The sequence below is a fragment of the Burkholderia sp. Ax-1720 genome (genome assembly GCF_011753035.1).
GTDB classification, from domain to species: Bacteria; Pseudomonadota; Gammaproteobacteria; order Burkholderiales; family Burkholderiaceae; genus Burkholderia; species Burkholderia gladioli.
Map to the genome: position 1 here is coordinate 1 of NZ_VWWK01000007.1, position 20,999 is coordinate 20,999.

The following is a 20,999-nucleotide window of genomic DNA, read 5'->3' on the forward strand; positions in this document are numbered from 1 at the left end:
GAGGATTTCGCGCCGTCCGCGGCGCGTGCCGCCCGCGCGCCGGGTGCCGACGATGGCGCCGAACCGGCTTCGGCAGCCGTGTCGCCCGCCGCCGCCGGCCTGGCCGCCGTGCAGGCATCGCGCGCATGAGCGGCGTGCCGATCGCCGATGCGGCGCAGCCCGGCATGAGCTCCGCCTCGACGCTCGACGCGCCGGGCGAACTGACGCGCGCCAGCGGCGGCGCCGCGCCGCCCGGCGCCTTCGACGCAGGCACGCAGCCGCCGCCCGGCGAGGCCGAGCAGCCCATGCGCGGCGCGCGCCTGGCGCTGCTGACCTTCGCGCTGTCGCTGGCCACCTTCATCGAGGTGCTCGACTCGACCGTCACCAACGTGGCCGTGCCCTCGATCTCGGGCAGCCTGGGGGTGTCGAACAGCCAGGGCACCTGGGTGATCAGCTCCTACTCGGTGGCGGCCGCGATCGCGGTGCCGCTGACGGGGTGGCTGGCGCGCCGCTTCGGCGAGCGGCGCCTGTTCGTCACCTCGATCGTGCTGTTCACGCTGACCTCCCTGCTGTGCGGCATGGCCAGCGACCTGAACGTGCTGGTGGTCTGCCGCGCGATGCAGGGGCTGTTCTCCGGGCCGATGGTGCCGCTCTCGCAGACCATCCTGATGCGCGCCTTCCCGCAGGACAAGCGCACGCTCGCGCTGGCGCTATGGGCGATGACGGTGCTGCTCGCGCCGATCCTCGGCCCGGTGGTGGGCGGCTGGATCGTCAGCAATTACTCCTGGCCGTGGATCTTCCTGATCAACCTGCCTGTCGGGCTGTTCTCGTTTACGGTCTGCGTCTCGCTGCTCAAGCCGGCCCGCGACGACGGCCGCGCCGGCCCGATCGACGTGGTCGGCATCGCGCTGCTGGTGATCGGCGTGGGCGCGCTGCAGGCCATGCTCGACCTCGGCCACGATCGCGGCTGGTTCGATTCGACGCTGATCCGCACGCTGGCCGTGGTGGCCGCGCTGTCTATCGTCTCGCTGCTGATCTGGGAGCGCGGCGAGGCCCACCCGGTGGTGGACCTGAGCCTGTTCCGCGATCGCACCTTCTCGTTCTGCGTGCTGATCATCTCGCTGGGGATGATGGTGTTCTCGGTGGTGGGCGTGGTGTTCCCGCTCTGGCTGCAGACCGTGATGGGCTACAACGCCTTCCATTCGGGGCTGGCCGCCTCGCCGCTCGGGGTGCTGGCGCTGCTGTTCTCGATCCTGGTGGGCCTCTATTCGAGCCGCTTCGACGCGCGCGTGCTGGCCAGCTTCGGCTTCCTGGTGTTCGCCTGCGTGCAATGGCACAACGCGCATTTCTTCACGCTGAACATGACCTTCCTGCAGGTCATCACGCCCGGGTTGATCCAGGGCATGGGCCTGCCGTGCTTCTTCGTGCCGCTCACGGCGGCCACCCTGTCGCGCATCCCGGACGACAAGCTGGCGGCCGCCTCCAGCCTGTCGAACTTCCTGCGCACGCTGTCGGCCGCGTTCGGCACGGCGATGAGCGTGACGCTGTGGGAGAACCGCGCGACCTTCCATTACGACGTGGTCTCGCAGGCGGTGCGCAAATCCGACGGCAACACCCAGCGCTACATCGACGCCCTGCATGCCAGCGGCATCAGCGGCACGCGCGAGCTGCTGTCGATCAGCAACGTGGTGCAGAAGCAGGCCTACATGATGGCCACCAGCGACATGTACTTCATGGCCAGCATGACCTGCCTGCTGCTGGCCTGCCTGATGTGGATGACGCGCCCCAGGCGCGGCGCCGCGATGACGATCGGACATTGAGGGGAGCCGCGCCATGACCGCCAGCGCCGGGCCGCTCGCCAACGATACGGGGAACACCATGACACTCGGGGCATTGATCATCCTCTACCATCCGAGCGCGGCGCAGCTCGCGCGGATCGGCGAACTGGCGGGCGACTGCGATGCGCTGGTGGTGGTCGACAACACGCCCGGCGGCGATCCCGCCGCGCGCGCGCTGGCCTTGCGCGAGGGCATCGAGCTGATCGCGCACGGCAACCGCGGCGGCATCGCCGGCGCCTACAACGCCGGGCTTGCCGCCCTCTACGCGCGCGGCATGGATGCCGTGGCGCTGTTCGACCAGGACTCGAGCGTGCCGCCGCGCTTCTTCTCCACCATGCGCGAGGTCTGCGCCGGTTTCGGCGCGCGCGCCTTCCTGGCCGGTCCGCGCATCTTCGACGAGAACGAGCAGCGCTACCTGCCCGAGCTCGCCACCAACGGCGTGACCGTGCGGCGCCTGGCGATGCGCGCCGACACGCCGGCGCAGCGCTGCGCCTTCCTGATTTCCTCGGGCAGCGTGATCTCGCGCGAGGCCTACGCGCGCCTCGGCCGCTTCGACGAAGCGCTGTTCATCGACCACGTCGATACCGAATACTGCTTTCGCGCGCTGGCGCGCGACGTGCCCGTCTACGTGGTGCCCTCGCTGGTGCTGCCGCATCGGATCGGCAACAAGCGCCGCCATCGCTTCGGCCCGTTCGAGATCTCGGCCATGAACCATCCCTGGTATCGCCGCTACTACAGCGCGCGCAACGCCGTTCAGCTCGGCATGCAATACGGCATGCGCTTCCCGGTGGCGATCGTGCCGAACCTGCTGACCTTGTGGCAGGTGGTGCAGATCGTGCTCTGCGAGGACGACAAGGGCGCCAAGCTCAAGGGCATCTGGTTCGGCATCGCCGACGGCCTGTTCGGGCGCCTGGGTTCGCTCGACGAGGCGCGCCCGGGCTGGGCCGCGCGACTTGGCGAGAGGGTGCGCCACGGATGAAGCGGAGCTTCCTGCCGGCGCGTCCGGCACTCGCGGGCGGCGTACTCGCGGCGATTCTCGCGCTGGCCGGCTGCGTGCCGTCCGGCTTCAAGACCACCGTGCAGCCACGCGTGCCCGGCGCGAATGCGCTGGCCGGCCTGGCCACGAGCGGCACCGCCGGGCAGCCGGCGGGTGCGTGGCCCGCGCCCGACTGGGTCAGGCAGCTCGGCGACGCGCAGCTCGACCAGCTGGTGGCCGAAGCCTACGAGAACAGCCCGAACCTGCAGGCCGCCAAGGCGCGCATCGCGATCGCCCAGGCGCAGTTGCAGCAATACGACTCGATGACGGGGCTGGTCGGCACGGCCGGCGGCTCGGTCACCAAGGCGCGCGTGCCGCGCAGCGACGGCGTGGCCAACGTGCGCGCCGGCGGCGTGAACGTGCCGGTGGACCTGTTCAGCGACCCCGGCATCTCGTCCTCGTCGCTGTATGCCGGCTTCAACTACCAGATCGATCTCTGGGGGCGCAACGCGGCCGCCACGCGCGGGCTGCTGTCGAACCGCGATGCCGCGCGCGTCGACGCCGAGCAGGCGCGGCTCACGCTCGCGGTGGCGCTGGTCACGCTGTATTGCCAGCTCGACCAGGCCTATGCGCAGCGCGACCTGTTGCAGGAGAAGCGCCGCGCCAGCGACCAGATCGACGCGGTGCTGCGCGAGCGCGCGGCGCGCGGCATCGACAACGCCTACGACGCGAACGACGCCGCCATCAAGCGCGGACGTCTGATCAAGCAGCTCGCGCAGGTCGACGAGCAGATCCAGCTGGCCCAGGTGCAGATCGGCGTGATGACGGGCAAGGGCCCCGAGCGCGGGCTCGCGTTGAAGCGCCCGCATCCGGGCGACCTGGTCGATGCGCCCTTGCCGGCGCAACTGCCGGTGGACCTGCTGGGCCGGCGGCCCGACATCGTCGCCGCGCGGCTGCGCGTGCAGGCCGCGTTCTCGGCCGTCGACGGCGCCAAGGCCGATTTCTACCCGAACCTGAATCTCTCGGCGATCGGCGGGCTGTTCGCGCTGACGCCGGCCGGCCTGTTGAAGGGCCGTGCCTTCGGCGGCTCGATCGGGCCGGCCGTGACCCTGCCGATCTTCGATCGCGGCCGGCTGAAGGCGAAGCTGGCCGGCGACGTGGCCAATGCCGACCTCAGCATCGCGCTCTACAACAAGACCGTCGACGAGGCGCTGGGCCAGGTGGCCCGCCAGTTGACCCAGCTGCGCACCGTCGATACCTTGCTCGCCGAGCAGCAGCACTCGGTGGACGCCGCGCAGAAGATCGTCGACATCGCCGACGAGCGGCACCGCCGCGGCTTCGGCATGGAGAAGGACGTCAACAATGCGCGGCTGACCCTGGTGGACGAGCGCACCCAGTTGATCGACCTGATGGCCGAGCGGCGCGCCTTGCGCGTCGGGCTGATCGATGCGCTGGGCGGCGGCTTCGACGTCACGAAGCTGGCCGCGCCCGCGATCGCGCATTACGAGCTTGCTTTCCCCGCCCACGACCGACTCACCGATTCGCACTTCGACTGACCGCATGCACGACGACAACAACAAGGCGCGCCGCGAAGCCACCGGCGCAACGCAGGATGCAGGCCGGCTCGAGGCGAAGCGCGCGGCGCGGCGCCGTCACTTCGCGCTGTTCTTCGGCCTGGTGGCGATCCTGGCGATCGCCGCCGCGATCTACTGGTTCCTCAGCGGGCGTTACCGCGAGGAGACCGACGATGCCTACGTGGCCGGCAATATCGTGCAGGTCGCCGCGCAGGTGCCGGGCACCGTGATCGACGTGCTGGTCAGCGACACGCAGCGCGTGAGCGCGGGGCAGACGCTGGTGCGGCTCGACGATGCCGAGGCGGCGGTATCGCTGGCGCAGGCCAGGGCGCAGCTCGCGCAGGCGGTGCGGCAGGCGGCCAACGCGGGCGTGTCCAACGCGATGTATGCCGATGCGGTGAGCGCGCGCCAGGCCGACCTGGAGGTGGCGCGACGCGCCTACGAGGCGCGCGCGCATGCCAGCGTCGAGGTGGTCTCTCCCGAGGAGCTGGCGCGTGCCCGCGCGCAGATGGTCGGCGCGCAGGCGCAACTGGCCGCCGCCCAGGCGCAGCTCGAATCGGCGCGCGTGCTCGGCAGCCGGCTCGCGGTGGAGGACAACCCCTCGGTGGTGCAGGCCGCCGCGCAGTTCAAGCTGGCCTGGCGCAACCTGAAGCGCGCCACCATCGTCGCGCCGGTGGACGGCACGGTCGGCCAGCGCGCGGTGCAGGTCGGCCAGCAGGTCGGGCCCGGCGTGCCGCTGCTGTCGCTGATCCAGTTGAAGGCGCTGTGGATCGAGGCCAATTTCAAGGAAGGGCAGATCCGCAACATGCGCGCCGGGCAGCCGGTCAGCATCGTGTCGGACATCTATGGCTCGAAGGTGGTGTATCGCGGCCATGTGGAGGGTTTCTCGGCCGGCACCGGCAGCGCCTTCTCGATGCTGCCCTCGCAGAATGCGGCCGGCAACTGGATCAAGGTGGTGCAGCGCGTGCCGGTGGTGATCTCGATCGAGCCGGCTGACCTGGCGGCGCATCCGCTGCGCATCGGCTTGTCGATGCAGGTGACGGTCGACACGCATGAGCGCGGCGGGCACCTGCTCGACAACGAATCGCCCTTGCCGGGGCAGAGCACGCGCGTGCACGACAGCGTGGCGGCCGAGGCCGACGCGGCGGCGGACGCGGTGATCCGGGCCAACAAGAGCCGCTGACACCAATCATCAAGCCGGGCGGCCCTTCATCCGTCCTGCAATTGCTGCCGCGTGTTGCGCGTCGAGTCGTAGTGCGTTTGGCCGTCGTAGGCCAGGTTGATCTGCCGGTTGCCGGTGACGAAGGTGTTGGTGCCGTTGAGGGTCAGCCCGCCGATCGGGTCGATCACGAGCGGCCCCGACGGCTGGATGATCCGCACCGGCCGCTGCAGGACGGTCGCTATCAGTTGCGGGGCAAAATCCCCGCCGATATTGCGCCAGCTGCGGCTGGTCAGGATGTCGTCGACGATCCGGTTCAACTGCTCGCCGGTGGTGAATACCTGGAAGTAGGCGGCGTTGTCGAGGATCAGCTGCGCCACGCGCTGCCGCAGCACCGCCGGGTCCGCCGCGATGCCGTCCAGGTAATGGATCTGGTCCAGCACCGCCGCGTAGAAGCAGTTGCCGTCGCCGGCCACCGGTTGCGGCGCCAGGCCCTCGTCGTTCAGATGGATATCGAGGTTGCGCTGGTTGATGTCGATAAAGCCTTTTTTCGCGAACTCGGCGATCACGTCGAGCAGCAACTGGCGGGCGTTCCAGATCTGGTCGAACGCGTCCTGCGTGCCCCCTTTGTCGGGATGGTGCAGCAGCAGCAGCTTATGGCTCTCCTCCTTGATCAGCTTCCCAAGGCTCGGCAACTGCACCACCTGATCTCGTTTCTCGAGGCGACCCGACAGCCCCAGCGTCTCGAGCGCCGCGTTGATCCTCTCCAGCGAGACGTTGCGCGGGTCGGTGCCCTCGTCGGCGTCGAGGTCGAGGAACTCGTCTCCGTCGTCCTCGGTGTCGCTTTCGTCGCTGTAGTAACCGTCGACGGTCTCGAGCAGCTCGTCCACCAGCGAATCGCCGAGGTAGTCCTCGAGGCTTTCCAGGTCGTAGCGGTCGGCGTCCTTGCTGAAGCCGAACAGCGCGCGGCCCGCCACCTGGCCGCCCTTCGGGGCGCCGCCCTTGGTAGCCCAGGCCGACACGAACAGGCCGTTCTTGCGATTGAAGGCCTGCTGGAACGTCAGTTGTCCCAGCGCGATGCGCCGCAACAGCGCGCGCGCGAGCTTGTCGGCGCCGGGCACGCGCGTGCTGTGCGGCTCGATGAATTGCGTGAGCAGCAGGAACAGCGACCTGGCCTGGCCCTGGCGGTCCTTGCCGCTGGTTTCGCCCGATTCGATCGCGCTCAGGATGTCGAATGCCACCTCGGCATCCCGGCCCTTGAAGTGCGCGATGACGTCGTCGTAGTTGCTGGGGATCTGCTTGTCCGAATACGCGGACGAGTCGAGATAGAGGAACGGTTGGCCGCCGAATCCGCGCCGGTAATAGCCCCGCGTGTCGCCCAGGTCGATCTGCGAATAGGCGGGGTTGATGTCGGGATTGAGTTGCGGGCTGTACGGGATCAGGGCCAGGCCGGCGCTGGGGGCGCTCCCGAGCAGGCGTACGAAGTCCGCTTCCTTGTAGCCGTAGTTGAACCTGGCCTGCTTCTTGAAGATGCGTCGCCTGCCCTTCGGGCGAGCCTTCTTGAACTGGTTTCTGAGGCGCGACCAGGCCAGCTTCTCGAACAGGCGCTTGCGTTCCTCGTCGTTGAACTTGCCCAGTTGGGCAGGGCCGGCGGCAGCGGGGCTCGCGGCGGCGGGGAGCGGCGCGAGCGTGGCCGGCGTGCCGGCCGCGCGATCGGGCGTCAGGCCGGCGGCCTTGCGGCCCATCACGTCGGCCTCGCGTTCGAGGGCGGCGTCGTCATTGACGGGCAGCCCGGCCGCCTGCGTGGTGGTCGCGACGCGGCCTTGCGCCTGTTGCACGAGGTGCCAGGCCTCGTGCGGCAGGTGCGCCTGCTTGCCCGGCGCGATGTGAATCTCGTGGCCCCGCGCATAGGCATGCGCCATCAGTTGCGCCGGCCGGGACGAGTTGTAGCTGACCTTGACCTTGTCGAGGCTGTAGCCGGACAGCGATTCGATGCCGGCCTTCAGCCGATCGGGCAGGCCGGTGCGGTTGGCCGGCGCGTTCCGGCTTGCCGGCCCGGCCGCCGTGGACGGCCCGGCGGAATCGGGGCTGGCCGCCGCGTTCGTCGCGCGCCGCTGCAAGGGGCTGCCGGCCGCCGCTGCGTAGTGGAACTCGCCCATCGCGACCAGATGCTCGGCCTGCGGCGCGAGGCCGGGCGCGGGCGGGGATTCCCGAGCTTCGACGCGCTTGGGCGCCATGGCGGGCGCGATCAGGCTGGTTTTCCTGGAGCCGGGCATCGTCGTTCTGTCCTGGACGGGCAATGCGGAGTCGAAGCAGCAAGGTCCGGCAAGTATAACGGCCCGGGCGCGGCCGGATGCTGTCCGGTCGATCCTTCCGATCGCCGCGATTTTCCGCGGATATTGGCCGTGCCAATTCAAATAAAATCGGCATGGCGGATTATCGAATATCACATTGATGTAACTACTTAAAAGTTGGATAAAATCCATCGATTCGAAAATTTTCCATTTACCTATCAAAGTAAACAGGTGTATTTTCGAGGAAAAATACTATCCTTGCTTCCGGTAAGTTTCGCGCGCGGCAACGGCCCAGGAAGCCCGATCCGCCAATCGAGCCTGTTCGTCGATGGCATGGAAAACCATGCTGGACATGAATTCTCGGCGCTTCTTTCAATTCCGGATATTGCAACGGTGCCGTTCGCTGCGGCCGGTCCGTGCAATGGATTCCGTTTCGATCAATTCGCCGGTCAATATCAAAATGAAAATCGCCGGCCTGATTTTGCATGTAGTGCCTTGTGGTTGAAAGTGTCTGGCCGATTAAAGATGGATAAATGTTCCATTACCCTCAGGAGATGATTTTGAACGCAAAAATGATAAATGGTCTGGTGATCGGGCTTTCCAGTCTCGTGCTGGCGGCATGTGGCGGAGACGACGGCGCCGGCGGCGCGAGCCTGCTGAAGGCGCAGGCGACGCCCTCGGTGCAGGCGGCGGCGAACACGGCGGCCGCGGCGGCGCTGCCCTCGAATTTCATTTTCAGTGCCTACAAGGACATCACGATCAACCTGAACTGGAACACCAACGTCATCTCGACGGCGGTGACCGGTTCGCTGCAGCCGGTCCTGAGCGTGCTGCCGGCCAAGCTGAAGACGCTGACCTGGTCGTTCGCCACCGGCGAGTGCGGCAGCGAGAGCTGGTCCGGGCTGACGGGCTCGCAGGTGGCCGCGGCCAATGTGCAGAACATGGTCAACGCGGGCCGCAACTACATCATCTCGACGGGCGGCGCGGCCGGTTCGTTCAGCTGCGGCTCGGACGCGAATTTCACCAAGTTCATCAACACCTATAACTCGGCCAACCTGAAGGGCATCGATTTCGATATCGAGGCCGGCCAGAGCCAGGCCGTGATCAACGCCCTGGTGCAGCGCGTGAAGGCCGCCCAGCCTAAGTACCCGAACCTGCGCTTCAGCTTCACGCTCGCCACGCTGGGCGGCAACGCCGCGCAGAGCCTGGGCGACACGGGCGTGGTGGTGATGAACGCGATCAAGGCCGCCGGCCTGCAGAACTACACCATCAACCTGATGACGATGGACTACGGCAGCGCGAACGCCAGCAACTGCACGCTCAACGGCAGCGGCCAGTGCGACATGGGCAAGTCGGCGGTGGCCGCGGCCAACAGCCTGCACAACTACTGGGGCGTGCCGTACAACCAGATCGAGCTGACCCCGATGATCGGCGGCAACGATACGCAGGGCGAGACCTTCACCCTGGCCGACGTCGCCACGGTGTCGAGCTTCGCGCAGCAGAACGGCCTGGCCGGCGTGCACTTCTGGTCCTTCGACCGCGACAACGACTGCACGCAAAGCTGGGCGTCGCCGACCTGCAACAGCTACGGCCAGGCCGGCACGCTGGGCTTCACGAACCGCTTCATCTCGGCGCTGGGGCTGTGAACGCCTGAGTACCCGAGCCTAGCCTGACGGGCCGCGCCTTCCGGGAGGAAGGCGCGGCCTTCGCACGTTTATCGTGCGGCGAGCGCGTCGTGCCAGGTCAACGTGGCGCCAGCACCGATTCCGGCGGCGAACAGGGCCGTTGCCAGCATCGCGTGGCCTCGCGCCGAAAGCAGCGAGGCCAGCGGCACCAGCGCCAGGATCACCAAGTTGTTGAGCGTTTCGGCGCTGGCTAGCACCGTGCCCTTGTCGCCGGATGAGCGCTCGGCCAGCACCGTGGTGGCCAGCGGCGCGCCGGCACCAAGCGCGGCACCCCAGGCCGCGAGGCAGGCCAGCGCCGCTGCCAAGGGCAGCGGCCACGCGTGAAAGGCCAGCACCGAGACGAGCAGCACGATCACCATCGTCCTCAACGCGCGTTCCTCGCCGCCGGCCAGCTCACGCAGCCGCCCGGCCGCCAGGTTGCCGATGCCGAGCCCGATGCCGAACACGCTCATGCTCAGTCCGAGCCGCGCGACGTCGAAACCATGGCGCTGTCGCAATACTTCCCCGGATAGCAGAAAGGCGGACACGGCGGTGCCGTTCCAGAGCCCTTTTGCCAGCAGCGGCCGTGTGATGGACGCCACCTGCAGCCAGCGCCAGCTACTCGAACCGGGAAATGCGCGCGGCGCGTGGTCGTTCGGCAGGTGACGCGCGCCGAGCAGGAGCACGACGAGGCAGCCCGTCGAATTCGCCACGAACGGCGCGCGCCAGCCGGCCCAGGCGGTGAGCAAGCCTGCCAACGCCGGCCCGAGCACGATGCCGAGCGTCATACCCAGCATGACAGCACCCATTGCCGAGGCGTGGCGCGCTCGCGCTACCCGTTCGGTGACCATTGCGAACGCGCCCGGAATGATGATGGCCGAAGCCAGGCCGCCAAACACGCGCAAGCCGATCGCCGCGTCGAGCGTGGGCGAGAAAGCGACGCCCAGCCCATCGATCGCGAACGCGAGCAGGGCAAGACACAGCAAACGACCGCGCGCGACCCGATCGGCGAGCCTGCCGAGCAGGGGCGCGGCGATTGCATAGGCCAGCGCATAGGCTGAGACCAGCCAGGCGACGCGTGTCGTATCGGCTCCGAAGGCGGCACCGAGCGGCGCGAGCATCGTCGAGAGCATGAATTCACCGGCGCCGATGAAGAACACCGACAGCGACAGCACGAGCAGCAAGGCGCGTTCGGCGCGAGCGCGCCGCGAGATAGTCGAAGCGGGCAAGGGAGCCTCCCGAAGACAAGAAACGAATGGGGAACATCGGCCAGAAAGGAGCCGTGAAGCGGAACGAAGGGGGAAACGCCGGCGCGAAAGGCCGGGAGGGTGGAACCGGGCGAGAGGTGAGTCCGTGGCGCGAAAGGCCGCGAATGAGGCGAGGCGGGAGCGGATGCAGCACCTCGTGCCGATCCGTTTCGCGATCATGGCGCGTTGCCGCGATGCGGTCAAGCGGCCCGCGAAATCCCGCTTCCGCGTCCCGGCGGCGCTCACATCGCAGCGCAACAAGAGCCGCGCACATTGCGCAATCCACGGCAATCCCTCGCGTTGCCGATGTCGGCCACGGTCAACCGCGTGTCGGGTTTTGCACGCCGTGCGCCCCGGCCCGCGGACTACCCTCTGTGGGCTTGCTGCCCGACCCGCGCGCGGCCGCGCCGGGCGACGCGCAGCACCCAGCCAGACAGACAGGAGACGAAGCGATGAGCAGCAATCGAGGAGTCGTGTATCAGGGCCCGGGCCAGGTCGAGGTGCAGAAGATCGACTATCCGCGGATGGTCGATCCGAGCGGTCGCAAGATCGGCCATGGCGTGATCCTGAAGGTGGTCAGCACGAACATCTGCGGCTCCGACCAGCACATGGTGCGCGGCCGGACCACGGCGCCGGTCGGCCTGGTGCTCGGCCACGAGATCACCGGCGAGGTGATCGAGCTGGGCGGCGACGTGGAGACGCTCAAGATCGGCGACATCGTCACGGTGCCGTTCAACGTGGCTTGCGGGCGCTGCCCGATGTGCCGCGAACAGAGCACGGGCGTGTGCCTGAACGTCAATCCGGCGCGCGCCGGCGGCGCCTATGGTTATGTCGACATGGGCGGCTGGATCGGCGGCCAGGCCGAATACGTGCTGGTGCCCTATGCCGACTTCAACCTGATCAAGTTCCCGGATCGCGACCAGGCGATGGCGAAGATCCGCGACCTGACCTGCCTGTCCGACATCCTGCCCACCGGCTATCACGGCGCCGTCACGGCCGGCGTGAAGCCGGGCTCGACCGTCTATATCGCGGGCGCGGGCCCGGTGGGGATGGCGGCGGCCGCCTCGGCGCGCCTGCTCGGCGCGGCGGTGACGATCGTCGGCGACATGAACGCCGAGCGTCTCGCGCACGCGCGCAAGGTCGGTTTCGAAACCGTCGACCTGTCCAAGGACACGCCGCTCGGCGAGCAGATCGCGGCGATCGTCGGCCGCCCCGAGATCGATTGCGCGGTGGACTGCGTGGGCTTCGAGGCGCACGGCCACGGTTCGTCAGGCCATGCCGAGGAGGCCCCCGCCACGGTGCTGAACTCGCTGATGGAGATCACGCGGCCGGCCGGCGCGATCGGCATTCCGGGCCTCTACGTGACGGACGATCCGGGCGCGAAGGACGCCGCCGCCAAGCACGGCAGCCTGAGCATCCGCTTCGGCCTGGGCTGGGCCAAGTCGCATACCTTCCACACGGGCCAGACGCCGGTGCTGAAGTACAACCGCAACCTGATGCAGGCAATCCTGTTCGACCGCCTGCCGATCGCCGAGATCGTCAACGTCACGGTGATCTCGCTCGACCAGGCGCCGGAAGGCTATCGCAAGTTCGATGGCGGCGCGCCGCGCAAGTTCGTGATCGACCCGCATGGGCTGATCGCGGCCTGAATCCGCGGGTAGTCGACTGGAAACGGCCCGCGCCTCGGCGCGGGCCGCTTTGTTTGTTGCGCGTGCAACGGGTGGGAAAGACGCAGCCGCCGCTCAGCCCACGAACTCGCGTGCACCGAGCGCCTCGGCCGCCGCCGCGACCGGCGCTTGCCAATCGCCCAGCGTCGGCTGGCGGAACAGCCGCATGGTGGGATACCAGGGCGTGTAGTCGACGTGGTTCAGCCAGCGGCTGTCGCCGGCCTGGGAGAGCAGCAGCCAGACCGGGCGCCCCAGCGCGCCGGCCAGGTGCGCCGCGCCGGTGTCGATCGAGACCAGCAGGTCGAGCCGGTCCAGCACGGCGGCCGTGTCGGCGAAGCTGCGCAGCGCCGGCGCGAGATCGACGATGCCGTGCCGGGCGATCGCGACGCGCTCCGCCTCGCTGGGCTCGCCCACCTGCAACGAATAGAAGCGGCAGCCGGGCTGCGCCAGCAGCGGCGCCAGGGCGTCGAGCGCGATCGAGCGATAAGGCTCGTGACGCACGCCGGAATTGCTGCGCCAGACCAGCCCGATGCGCGCCTGGTTCGGCGCGTCCAGCGCGGCGCGCACGGCTTCGGGCAGCGCGACTGCCGGCGGCGCCTCGAGATAGGGCTGGTCGAAGCGTGGCTGGTAGGGCGTGGTCTGGTAGCGCGCGAACAGGCTGAACAGCCAGGTCACGCAATCGCAATCCTCGGCCAGCGAGCCGATGTGCGGGCCCGACTCGCGCACCAGGCCGTCGCTGCGCAGCACGCCGCGCGCCACCTCGGGGACCTGCACGTCGATCGATGCGGTGCCTTCCTGCTTCAGGCACGCGAGGTAGCGCGAATGCATGAACAGGTCGCCCGCGCCGCCTTCCATCATCACCAGCACGCGCTTGCCGGCCACGGAATCGTGATGGCCGAGGAACTTGCGTTCGGCCCATTCGAAGCTGCCTCGATGGCCGGGATAGAGCGTCTCGACGATGACTTGCCGATGCGTGGCGTCGCGCAGTTCCCGGTAGAGCCGGTGCGCATCGCGATAGCGGCCCTGGCCGTAGCGGGCGATGGTCTGCTCGAAGCGGACGATGTAGAGGTTCGGGTCGCCGGCCAGGCCGGCCTCGGCGCGCGTGAGCAGCGCCTCGGCTTCGGCGAAGCGGCCGAGATAATTCATCTCCACGCCCGCCAGCGCGAGCGCGAAGGGCGTCTCGGCGGCGGCCGCGCAGCGCCCGGCCTGCTCGATCGCGGCGGCGGCATGGCCGGCCTCGCGCAGCCGGCGCGCGAGCGTCAGCCCCGCGTCGCCGTGCGGGTCGTTCAGGTAGGCGAGATAGGCGCTCGCCAGCGCGGCTGGGTCTTGCACGTGCGTCCCGGGGGCGGAGGCGCCGGGCGGCAGCCCGTGTCCGCCCGGGGCGGGGACGTCAGGCGTGCAGCGCGAGCACCGGTTGCGATGCGCCGATCGGCAGCATCGGTTGCGCCAGCGGTGCCACCTGCTTGCGGCGCTCGCGCGTGGGCGCGGTGCCGAAGGCGTCGCGATAGCTCTTGCTGAAGTGGCAGGCCGACTGGAAACCGCATGCCATTGTAATGTGCATGATCGACATGTCGGTCTGCAGCAGCAGTTCGCGCGCGCGACGCAGGCGCAGCGTCAGGTAGTAGTGGGTGGGCGTCATGCCCAGGTGCTCGCGGAACAGGCGCTGCAACTGGCGTTGCGACATGTTCGCGAGCCGCGCCAGTTCCTCGCGCGAGAGCGGCTCCTCGATATTGTTCTCCATCAGCGCGATCACCTCGAACAGCGACTTGTTCGCGGAACCGAGCCGCGCCACCAGCGGCATGCGCTGCTGGGCGCTGGTATCGCGCACGTGCTCGACGATGAACTGCTCGGCGATCTGGGTGACGCGCGCGGTGCCCACGCGCGGCGCGATCAGGTTCAGCATCATGTCGAGCGGCGCCACGCCGCCCGTGCAGGTGATGCGGTCGCGATCGATCACGAACAGTTCCTTGAGGAAGCGCGTGTCGGGGAATTCCTCCTTCAGCGCCGACATGTTCTCCCAGTGGATCGCGCAGGCGTAACCGGCCAGCAGGCCCGCCTTGGCGAGCGCGTAGGTGCCCGTGCACAGGCTGCCGAGCGCCACCCCTGCACGCGCGAAGCGGCGCAGCGTGGCCAGGTGCTCGGCGGTGGTGGCGCGCTGCACGTCCACGCCGCCGCAGACGAACACCACGTCGGGCTGGCCGACGCATTCGGCGGGCGTGGTGTCCACGCTCAGGCCGTTGCTGGCCGTGACCGGGCCGCCGCCAGGCGAGACCACCGACCAGCGATAGAGCGGCTGGCCGCTGAGGTAGTTGGCCATCCTCAGCACTTCGATCGCGTTGGTGAAGGCGATCATCGTGAAGTTCGGCAGCGGAACGAACGCGAAGTGGGATAACGACGCGGTGCGGTCGGGGGACATGGGGAGCGTTCCTTGAATCGGGAATCGGCGCGCCGGGGAACACGGCTCGGCTATTGTGGAATCCCGCGCAACAAGCATGCCATACGGCTAAACCCTGATCGCACCGTACGTCGGGGCTTCGCGCCTCATGCTGCGGCGCACCGCGGCGGGGAGCCTCTGCACCGCGCCGATCCTTCCGGCGCGCATTCGGCACCGCGCCGGTGCCGCCCGGCTAGGGTAGACCCGTAGCCCGCCCATCCGCCTGGAGACGACCCGCCATCTGCCCGCGAACGACGGACGGGCGGGCGATTGCGGGCCGACTTGTACAAAACGGACGCGCATGTCGGAAAAGGCAAAGAAAGCGTCTGAATTCATCAATCGGCAAAAAATCCGAACGACAAGAATAGAGCCGTCGGCAGCCGCTCCCGAAACCCGCCCTGAAGCCTTGCAGGACGGGCCTCTCAGGGAAAACGCCAGCCGCCCGATCCACCGACCGATCGCCCCCACTACGCGACAATCTGGAGAACCCCATGAGCACGCTGCACCAGGACAGCATCATCATCGATGGCCTGAACATTTCGAAGTTCGATCGGTCGGTCTTCGAGGATATGCACAAGGGCGGCGTGACGGCCGCCAACTGCACGGTGTCGGTGTGGGACAGCTTCATCAAGACGGTCGACAACATCGGCACGATGAAGCAGCAGATCCGCGAGAACAGCGAACTGCTCACCCTGGTGCGCACCACCGAGGACATCGCCCGCGCCAAGCGCGAAGGCAGGACCGGTGTGATCCTGGGCTTCCAGAACGCCCACGCCTTCGAGGACAACCTGTCCTACATCGAAGCCTTCGCCGACATGGGCGTGCGCGTGGTGCAGCTCTGCTACAACACCCAGAACCTGGTGGGCACCGGCTGCTACGAACGCGACGGCGGCCTGTCGGATTTCGGCCGCGAGGTGATCACCGAGATGAACCGGGTCGGCATCATGGTCGACCTCTCGCACGTGGGCGGCAACACCTCCTCGGAAGCGATCGCCTTCTCGAAGAAGCCGGTCACCTATTCGCACTGCCTGCCCTCGGGCCTCAAGGAACACCCGCGCAACAAGAGCGACGAGCAACTGCGCGAGATCGCCGACGCCGGCGGCTTCGTCGGCGTGACCATGTTCGCCCCGTTCCTCAAGCGCGGCATCGACGCCACCATCGACGACTACATCGAGGCGATCGACTACGTGGTGAACCTGATCGGCGAGGACACGGTGGGCATCGGCACCGATTTCACGCAGGGCTACAGCACCGAATTCTTCGACATGCTCACCCACGACAAGGGCCGCTACCGCCGCCTGACCAACTTCGGCAAGGTGGTGAACCCGGAAGGCATCCGCACCATCGGCGAATTCCCGAACCTGACCGCCGCGATGGAACGCGCCGGCTGGAAGGAGTCGCGCATCCGCAAGATCATGGGCGAGAACTGGGTGCGCGTGTTCAAGGACGTGTGGGGCGCCTGAGCCCGGGCCGGAAAACCCTTTCATTGATCGATACCGCCATGCGCCCGCTCGTGCAGCGACGGCGCGCGGGGGAACTCGCGCCCGGCGACGGGCGCCGCAAGCCATTCCTGGAGTCAACGATGCAACCGCAACTGCCGATCGACGTCGATCCCAACACCGGCGTCTGGACCACCGACGCGCTGCCGATGCTGTACGTGCCGCGCCACTTCTTCACCAACAACCACGTGGCCGTGGAGGACGCGCTGGGCCAGGACGCCTATGCCGAGATCCTCTACAAGGCCGGCTACAAGTCCGCCTACCACTGGTGCGACAAGGAAGCGGCGCTGCACGGCCTGAGCGGCATGGCGGTGTTCGAGCACTACCTGAACCGCCTCTCGCAGCGCGGCTGGGGCCTGTTCAAGATCATCGAGGCCGATCCGGCCAGCGCGCGCGCCCGCATCGAGCTGCGCCATTCCTCCTTCGTGCTGCAGCAGCCCGAGAAGATCGGCAAGCTCTGCTACATGTTCGCGGGCTGGTTCGCCGGCGCGATGGACTGGGTCAACGACACCACGCCGGAAGGCAAGGGCGCGCCGCGCGCCTTCTCGACCGAGGCGCATTGCGCCGGCGAGCATGCCGACCATCACGGCCATTGCGTGTTCGAAGTCTCGCCGCTCGCCGCCTGATCCACCTTCATACCCATACGCCTGACTGAGCCCGCCAGAGGTCGCCCCCAATGCGTTATCCGAACCTGTTCAAGCCCATGACGCTCAACCAGCTGACCTTGCGCAATCGCATCGTCAGCACCGCGCACGCCGAGGTGTACGCGGAGCCGGGCGGCCTGCCGGGCGACCGCTACATCCGCTACTACGAAGAGAAGGCGAAGGGCGGCGTGGGCCTGGCGATCTGCGGCGGCTCCAGCCCCGTGTCGATCGACAGCCCGCAAGGCTGGTGGAAGTCGGTCAATCTGTCGACCGACAAGGTGATCGATCCGCTCACGCGCCTGGCCGACACGATGCACAAGCACGGCGCGAAGATCATGATCCAGGCCACCCACATGGGCCGCCGCTCCTCCTTCCACGGCGAGCACTGGCCGCACCTGATGTCGCCCTCGGGCGTGCGCGAGCCGGTGCACCGCGGCAACGCGAAGATCATCGAAATCGAGGAAATCCGCCGCATCATCGGCGATTTCGCGGCGGCCGCCAAGCGCGTGCAGGCCGCCGGCATGGACGGCATCGAGATCTCGGCGGCCCACCAGCACCTGATCGACCAGTTCTGGAGCCAGCGCTCGAACCACCGCACCGACGAATGGGGCGGCAGCCTCGAGAACCGGCTGCGCTTCGGCATCGAGGTGCTGAGCGCCGTGCGCGAGGCGGTGGGCAAGGATTTCTGCGTCGGCCTGCGCATGTGCGGCGACGAATTCCACGAGGACGGGCTCGACCACGAGAGCCTCAAGGAGATCGCCCAGGCGATGTCGGAGACGGGCCTGATCGACTACCTCAGCGTGGTGGGTTCGGGCGGCGACACCCACAACACCATCGCCAACTGCATGCCGCCGATGGCGCTGCCGCCGGAGCCCTTCGTGCATCTCGCGGCCGGCATCAAGTCGGTGGTGAAGATCCCCGTGATGCACGCGCAGAGCATTCGCGACGCGGGCCAGGCCGAGCGCCTGCTCGCCAACGGCATGATCGACCTGGTCGGCATGACGCGCGCGCAGATCGCCGATCCGCACATGGTGATCAAGATCCGCGACGGCCGCGAGGACGAGATCAAGCAGTGCGTGGGCGCGAACTACTGCATCGACCGCCAGTACAACGGCCTGGACGTGCTCTGCATCCAGAACGCGGCCACCTCGCGCGAGGCGACCATGCCGCACATCGTCGAGCGCTCGCGTGGACCGAAGCGCAAGGTGGTGGTGGTCGGTGCCGGCCCGGCGGGCCTGGAAGCCGCGCGCGTGGCCAAGCTGCGCGGCCACGAGGTGGTGCTGTTCGAGAAGAACCCGGAAGTGGGCGGGCAGGTGATGATCGCGGCCAAGGCGCCGCAACGCGAGCAGATGTCCGGCATCATCCGCTGGTTCGACATGGAGACCAAGCGCCTGGGCGTCGATCGCCGGCTCGGCGTGGCCGCCGACGAGAAGATGATCATGGCCGAGAAGCCCGATATCGTGGTGCTGGCCACCGGCGGCTCCAGCTTCACCTGGCAAGTGCCGGCCTGGGGCGTGGCCGAAGGCCGTGCCGTCAGTTCCTGGGACATCCTGACCGGCAAGGTCGAGCCCGGGAAGAACGTGCTGCTGTTCGACGGCGTGAGCACCCACGCGGGCGCCGGCGTGGCCGACTACATGGCCAGCCGCGGCTCGCAGGTGGAGATCGTCACGCCCGACGTGAAAGTGGCCGACGATTGCGGCGGCACCACCTTCCCGATCTTCTACCGGCGCCTCTACGCCTATGGCGTGATCCACACGCCGAATTACATGCTGGACCGCGTCTACGAGGAAAACGGCAAGACCATCGCGGTGCTGCGCAACGAGTACACGGAAGAACTCGAGGAGCGCGCGGTCGACCAGGTCGTGATCGAGAACGGTTCCTCGCCGAACGACGAACTGTACTGGAAGCTCAAGCCCGAATCGCTGAACCGCGGCCAGATCGATCCGCACACGCTGTTCGCGGCCGAGCCGCAGCCCTGCCTGTCGGAAGAACTCGGCAACGGCCGCTTCCTGCTGTTCCGTGTCGGCGACTGCATCTCGATGCACAACGTGCACGGCGCCATCTATGACTCGCTGCGTCTCGTGAAGGACTTCTGACGATGAATCCGGCTTTCCTGATTACCGCGCTGCTGTGGCTGTCGGTGGCGGGGCTCGCGTTCGCGGTGGCGCGCCGCTCGGCGTTCTGGCGCGTGGGGCGCGCCACCGCGCCCGGCGCCTTCGGCATCGCCAACCTGTTCACCATCCCCAAGCGCTATTTCGTCGACCTGCACCACGTGGTGGCGCGCGACCCGTATATCGCCAAGACCCACGTGGCCACCGCCGGCGGCGCGATCGCCGCGCTCGGCCTGGTGTTCGTCAACTACGGCCTGGCGATCTATTCGCCCTGGCTCGATAAGCTGATCTTCCTGGCCTCGCTGGCGATGCTGGTCGGCGCCGTGTTCGTGTGGCGCCGCCGCGCCGCCAGGAATGTGCCGGCGCGTCTTTCGCGCGGCCCCTGGAACACGCTGCCCTGGCTGCTCGGCTCGTTCGCGCTGGGCCTGACGCTCTACGCGATCGTGCCGGCCGGCGCGATGTCGGGCGCGGTGGCGGTGATCTGCGCCGTGCTGATCGCGATCGGCGCGTTCGCGATGACCTTCGGCGCGGCGCGCGGCGGCCCCATGAAGCATGCCATCGCCGGCCTGCTGCACCTGGCCTTCCATCCGCGCCAGGAGCGCTTCGCGGCGACGCGCGAGAGCTATACCGGCAACGGCTCGGCCGTGCCGCCGACGGCGCTCAAGCTGCCCGACATCGGCAAGCATGAATACGGCGTGGGCAAGCCCGTCGAATTCCGCTGGAACCAGCTGCTGAGCTTCGACGCCTGCGTGCAATGCGGCAAGTGCGAGGCGGCCTGCCCGGCCTTCGCCTCGGGCCAGCCGCTGAACCCGAAGAAGCTGATCCAGGACCTGGTGACGGGCATGGCGGGCGGCACCGATGCGGCCTACGCCGGCAGCCCGACGCCGGGCATCGCGGTGGGCCGCCATGGCGGCGAGCCGAACGGGCCTATCGTCTCGGGCCTGATCGAGGCCGACACGCTGTGGTCCTGCACCACCTGCCGCGCCTGCGTGCAGGAGTGCCCGATGCTGATCGAGCACGTGGACGCGATCGTCGACATGCGCCGCAACCAGACCCTGGTGCACGGCACGGTGCCGGGCAAGGGCGCCGAGGTGATCGCGAACCTGCGCGAGACCGGCACCCAGGGCGGCTACGACACGGCGGCGCGCTACGACTGGTCGGTCGACCTGGAGGCGCCGGTGGCGCAGCCGGGCCGCCCGGTCGACGTGCTGATCGTGGCCGGCGAGGGCGCCTTCGACATGCGCTACCAGCGCACGCTGCGCGCCCTGGTGAAGGTGCTGAACAAGGCCGGCGTGGATTACGCCGTGCTCGGCCGCGCCGAGACCGATACCGGCGACACCGCGCGCCGGCTCGGCGACGAGGCCACCTTCCAGCAGATGGCGAAGCGCCTGATCGCGACGCTCGACGCGTTGTCGTTCAAGCAGATCGTCACCGCCGATCCGCACGTGATGCACAGCCTGCGCAACGAATATCGCGCGCTCGGCGCCCGCTACACCGTCAAGCACCACACGGCCTTCGTGGCCGAGCTGGCCGAAGCCGGCAGGATCGCGCCGAAGGCCAGCGAGACGCTGCGCGAAAAGACCATCACCTATCACGATCCCTGCTACCTCGGCCGCTACAACGGCGAGACGGAAGCGCCGCGCAAGCTGCTGAAGTCGATCGGCATCCAGGTGGTGGAGATGGAGCGCAACGGCCTGCGCGGCCGCTGTTGCGGCGGCGGCGGCGGGGCACCCCTGACCGACATCCCCGGCAAGCAGCGGATCCCGGATATCCGTATCGCCGATGCGCGCGCGATCGGCGCCGAGGTGGTGGCGGTGGGCTGCCCGAATTGCACCGCGATGCTCGAAGGCGTGGTCGGCCCCCGGCCGGACGTGCTCGATGTCGCCGAACTGGTCGCCGCCTCGCTGGAGTGA

At 68.3% G+C, this 20,999-nt stretch carries 15 protein-coding genes; 11 read left to right on the plus strand and 4 right to left on the minus strand.

What is annotated here, in order from left to right; translation table 11 throughout:
* The first annotated feature begins 284 nt into the window (after positions 1-284).
* Genes F3J18_RS03810 through F3J18_RS03825 form a run of 4 tightly spaced genes read left to right on the plus strand, consistent with a single transcriptional unit; the run spans position 285 to position 5,550 of the window.
* Positions 285-1,799, plus strand: a complete 1,515-nt coding sequence (locus F3J18_RS03810) for a DHA2 family efflux MFS transporter permease subunit (protein ID WP_063778003.1) — start codon at positions 285-287, stop codon at positions 1,797-1,799.
* A 58-nt stretch (positions 1,800-1,857) separates the two neighbouring features.
* On the plus strand, positions 1,858-2,796 hold the full coding sequence (locus F3J18_RS03815) for a glycosyltransferase family 2 protein (RefSeq protein WP_166911522.1): 939 nt from the start codon (positions 1,858-1,860) through the stop codon (positions 2,794-2,796).
* Complete coding sequence (locus F3J18_RS03820; RefSeq protein WP_166911429.1) at positions 2,793-4,349, plus strand: efflux transporter outer membrane subunit; 1,557 nt, start codon at positions 2,793-2,795, stop codon at positions 4,347-4,349. Before F3J18_RS03815 ends, F3J18_RS03820 begins: the two co-directional genes overlap by 4 nt.
* A 4-nt stretch (positions 4,350-4,353) precedes the next feature.
* Positions 4,354-5,550 carry an HlyD family efflux transporter periplasmic adaptor subunit gene (locus F3J18_RS03825; RefSeq protein WP_166911431.1) on the plus strand — a complete coding sequence of 399 codons (1,197 nt, stop codon included), beginning with the start codon at positions 4,354-4,356 and terminating at the stop codon, positions 5,548-5,550.
* Between the two features lie 26 nt (positions 5,551-5,576).
* Here the strand turns inward: F3J18_RS03825 and F3J18_RS03830 are convergent, their stop codons facing one another.
* Entirely contained in the window at positions 5,577-8,012 is a 2,436-nt protein-coding gene (locus F3J18_RS03830; RefSeq protein ID WP_166911433.1) for a DUF4157 domain-containing protein, read from the minus strand.
* A gap of 66 nt (positions 8,013-8,078) precedes the next feature.
* On the opposite strand from F3J18_RS03830, the gene F3J18_RS03835 reads away from it, so the two are divergent.
* Positions 8,079-8,378 (plus strand): hypothetical protein, encoded by a 300-nt coding sequence (locus tag F3J18_RS03835; protein WP_152554402.1) that lies wholly within the window; start codon positions 8,079-8,081, stop codon positions 8,376-8,378.
* Between the two features lie 14 nt (positions 8,379-8,392).
* On the plus strand, positions 8,393-9,466 hold the full coding sequence (locus F3J18_RS03840; RefSeq protein ID WP_226285043.1) for a glycosyl hydrolase family 18 protein: 1,074 nt from the start codon (positions 8,393-8,395) through the stop codon (positions 9,464-9,466).
* Positions 9,467-9,534: 68 nt separating this feature from the next.
* Here the strand turns inward: F3J18_RS03840 and F3J18_RS03845 are convergent, their stop codons facing one another.
* Positions 9,535-10,659, minus strand: coding sequence for an MFS transporter (locus F3J18_RS03845; RefSeq protein ID WP_345891785.1), 1,125 nt, complete (start codon positions 10,657-10,659; stop codon positions 9,535-9,537).
* Between the two features lie 524 nt (positions 10,660-11,183).
* Between F3J18_RS03845 and fdhA the strand changes: the two genes are divergently transcribed.
* Positions 11,184-12,380, plus strand: coding sequence for a formaldehyde dehydrogenase, glutathione-independent (fdhA, locus tag F3J18_RS03850; RefSeq protein WP_025099089.1), 1,197 nt, complete (start codon positions 11,184-11,186; stop codon positions 12,378-12,380).
* 93 nt (positions 12,381-12,473) lie between these two features.
* Here fdhA and F3J18_RS03855 read toward each other — a convergent pair whose 3' ends face one another.
* Both F3J18_RS03855 and F3J18_RS03860 read right to left on the minus strand, forming a co-directional pair.
* The gene (locus tag F3J18_RS03855; RefSeq protein WP_166911436.1) at positions 12,474-13,730 is read right to left on the minus strand and encodes a glycosyltransferase family 9 protein; all 1,257 of its coding nucleotides are present in this window, start codon (positions 13,728-13,730) and stop codon (positions 12,474-12,476) included.
* A 58-nt stretch (positions 13,731-13,788) separates the two neighbouring features.
* Positions 13,789-14,814, minus strand: coding sequence for a GlxA family transcriptional regulator (locus F3J18_RS03860; protein WP_025099091.1), 1,026 nt, complete (start codon positions 14,812-14,814; stop codon positions 13,789-13,791).
* Between the two features lie 509 nt (positions 14,815-15,323).
* Between F3J18_RS03860 and F3J18_RS03865 the strand changes: the two genes are divergently transcribed.
* The 4 genes from F3J18_RS03865 to F3J18_RS03880 all read left to right on the plus strand — a co-directional run bounded on the left by F3J18_RS03865 (position 15,324) and on the right by F3J18_RS03880 (position 20,999).
* Positions 15,324-16,295 (plus strand): dipeptidase, encoded by a 972-nt coding sequence (locus tag F3J18_RS03865; protein WP_025099092.1) that lies wholly within the window; start codon positions 15,324-15,326, stop codon positions 16,293-16,295.
* A 119-nt stretch (positions 16,296-16,414) separates the two neighbouring features.
* Positions 16,415-16,957, plus strand: coding sequence for a DUF5943 domain-containing protein (locus tag F3J18_RS03870; RefSeq protein ID WP_025099093.1), 543 nt, complete (start codon positions 16,415-16,417; stop codon positions 16,955-16,957).
* 50 nt (positions 16,958-17,007) lie between these two features.
* Positions 17,008-19,071 (plus strand): NADH:flavin oxidoreductase, encoded by a 2,064-nt coding sequence (locus tag F3J18_RS03875; RefSeq protein WP_166911438.1) that lies wholly within the window; start codon positions 17,008-17,010, stop codon positions 19,069-19,071.
* Positions 19,072-19,073: 2 nt separating this feature from the next.
* On the plus strand, positions 19,074-20,999 hold the full coding sequence (locus tag F3J18_RS03880) for a (Fe-S)-binding protein (RefSeq protein WP_025099095.1): 1,926 nt from the start codon (positions 19,074-19,076) through the stop codon (positions 20,997-20,999).

What these genes read in the sequence shown, in the direction of transcription:
- F3J18_RS03810 (WP_063778003.1), top strand. Translation starts at nt 285, where the DNA reads ATGCGCGGCGCGCGCCTGGCGCTGCTGACCTTCGCGCTGTCGCTGGCC.
- F3J18_RS03815 (WP_166911522.1), top strand. Translation starts at nt 1,858, where the DNA reads ATGACACTCGGGGCATTGATCATCCTCTACCATCCGAGCGCGGCGCAG.
- F3J18_RS03820 (WP_166911429.1), top strand. Translation starts at nt 2,793, where the DNA reads ATGAAGCGGAGCTTCCTGCCGGCGCGTCCGGCACTCGCGGGCGGCGTA.
- F3J18_RS03825 (WP_166911431.1), top strand. Translation starts at nt 4,354, where the DNA reads ATGCACGACGACAACAACAAGGCGCGCCGCGAAGCCACCGGCGCAACG.
- F3J18_RS03830 (WP_166911433.1), bottom strand. Translation starts at nt 8,012, where the DNA reads ATGGATTTTATCCAACTTTTAAGTAGTTACATCAATGTGATATTCGAT.
- F3J18_RS03840 (WP_226285043.1), top strand. Translation starts at nt 8,393, where the DNA reads ATGATAAATGGTCTGGTGATCGGGCTTTCCAGTCTCGTGCTGGCGGCA.
- fdhA (WP_025099089.1), top strand. Translation starts at nt 11,184, where the DNA reads ATGAGCAGCAATCGAGGAGTCGTGTATCAGGGCCCGGGCCAGGTCGAG.
- F3J18_RS03860 (WP_025099091.1), bottom strand. Translation starts at nt 14,814, where the DNA reads ATGTCCCCCGACCGCACCGCGTCGTTATCCCACTTCGCGTTCGTTCCG.
- F3J18_RS03865 (WP_025099092.1), top strand. Translation starts at nt 15,324, where the DNA reads ATGAGCACGCTGCACCAGGACAGCATCATCATCGATGGCCTGAACATT.
- F3J18_RS03870 (WP_025099093.1), top strand. Translation starts at nt 16,415, where the DNA reads ATGCAACCGCAACTGCCGATCGACGTCGATCCCAACACCGGCGTCTGG.
- F3J18_RS03875 (WP_166911438.1), top strand. Translation starts at nt 17,008, where the DNA reads ATGCGTTATCCGAACCTGTTCAAGCCCATGACGCTCAACCAGCTGACC.
- F3J18_RS03880 (WP_025099095.1), top strand. Translation starts at nt 19,074, where the DNA reads ATGAATCCGGCTTTCCTGATTACCGCGCTGCTGTGGCTGTCGGTGGCG.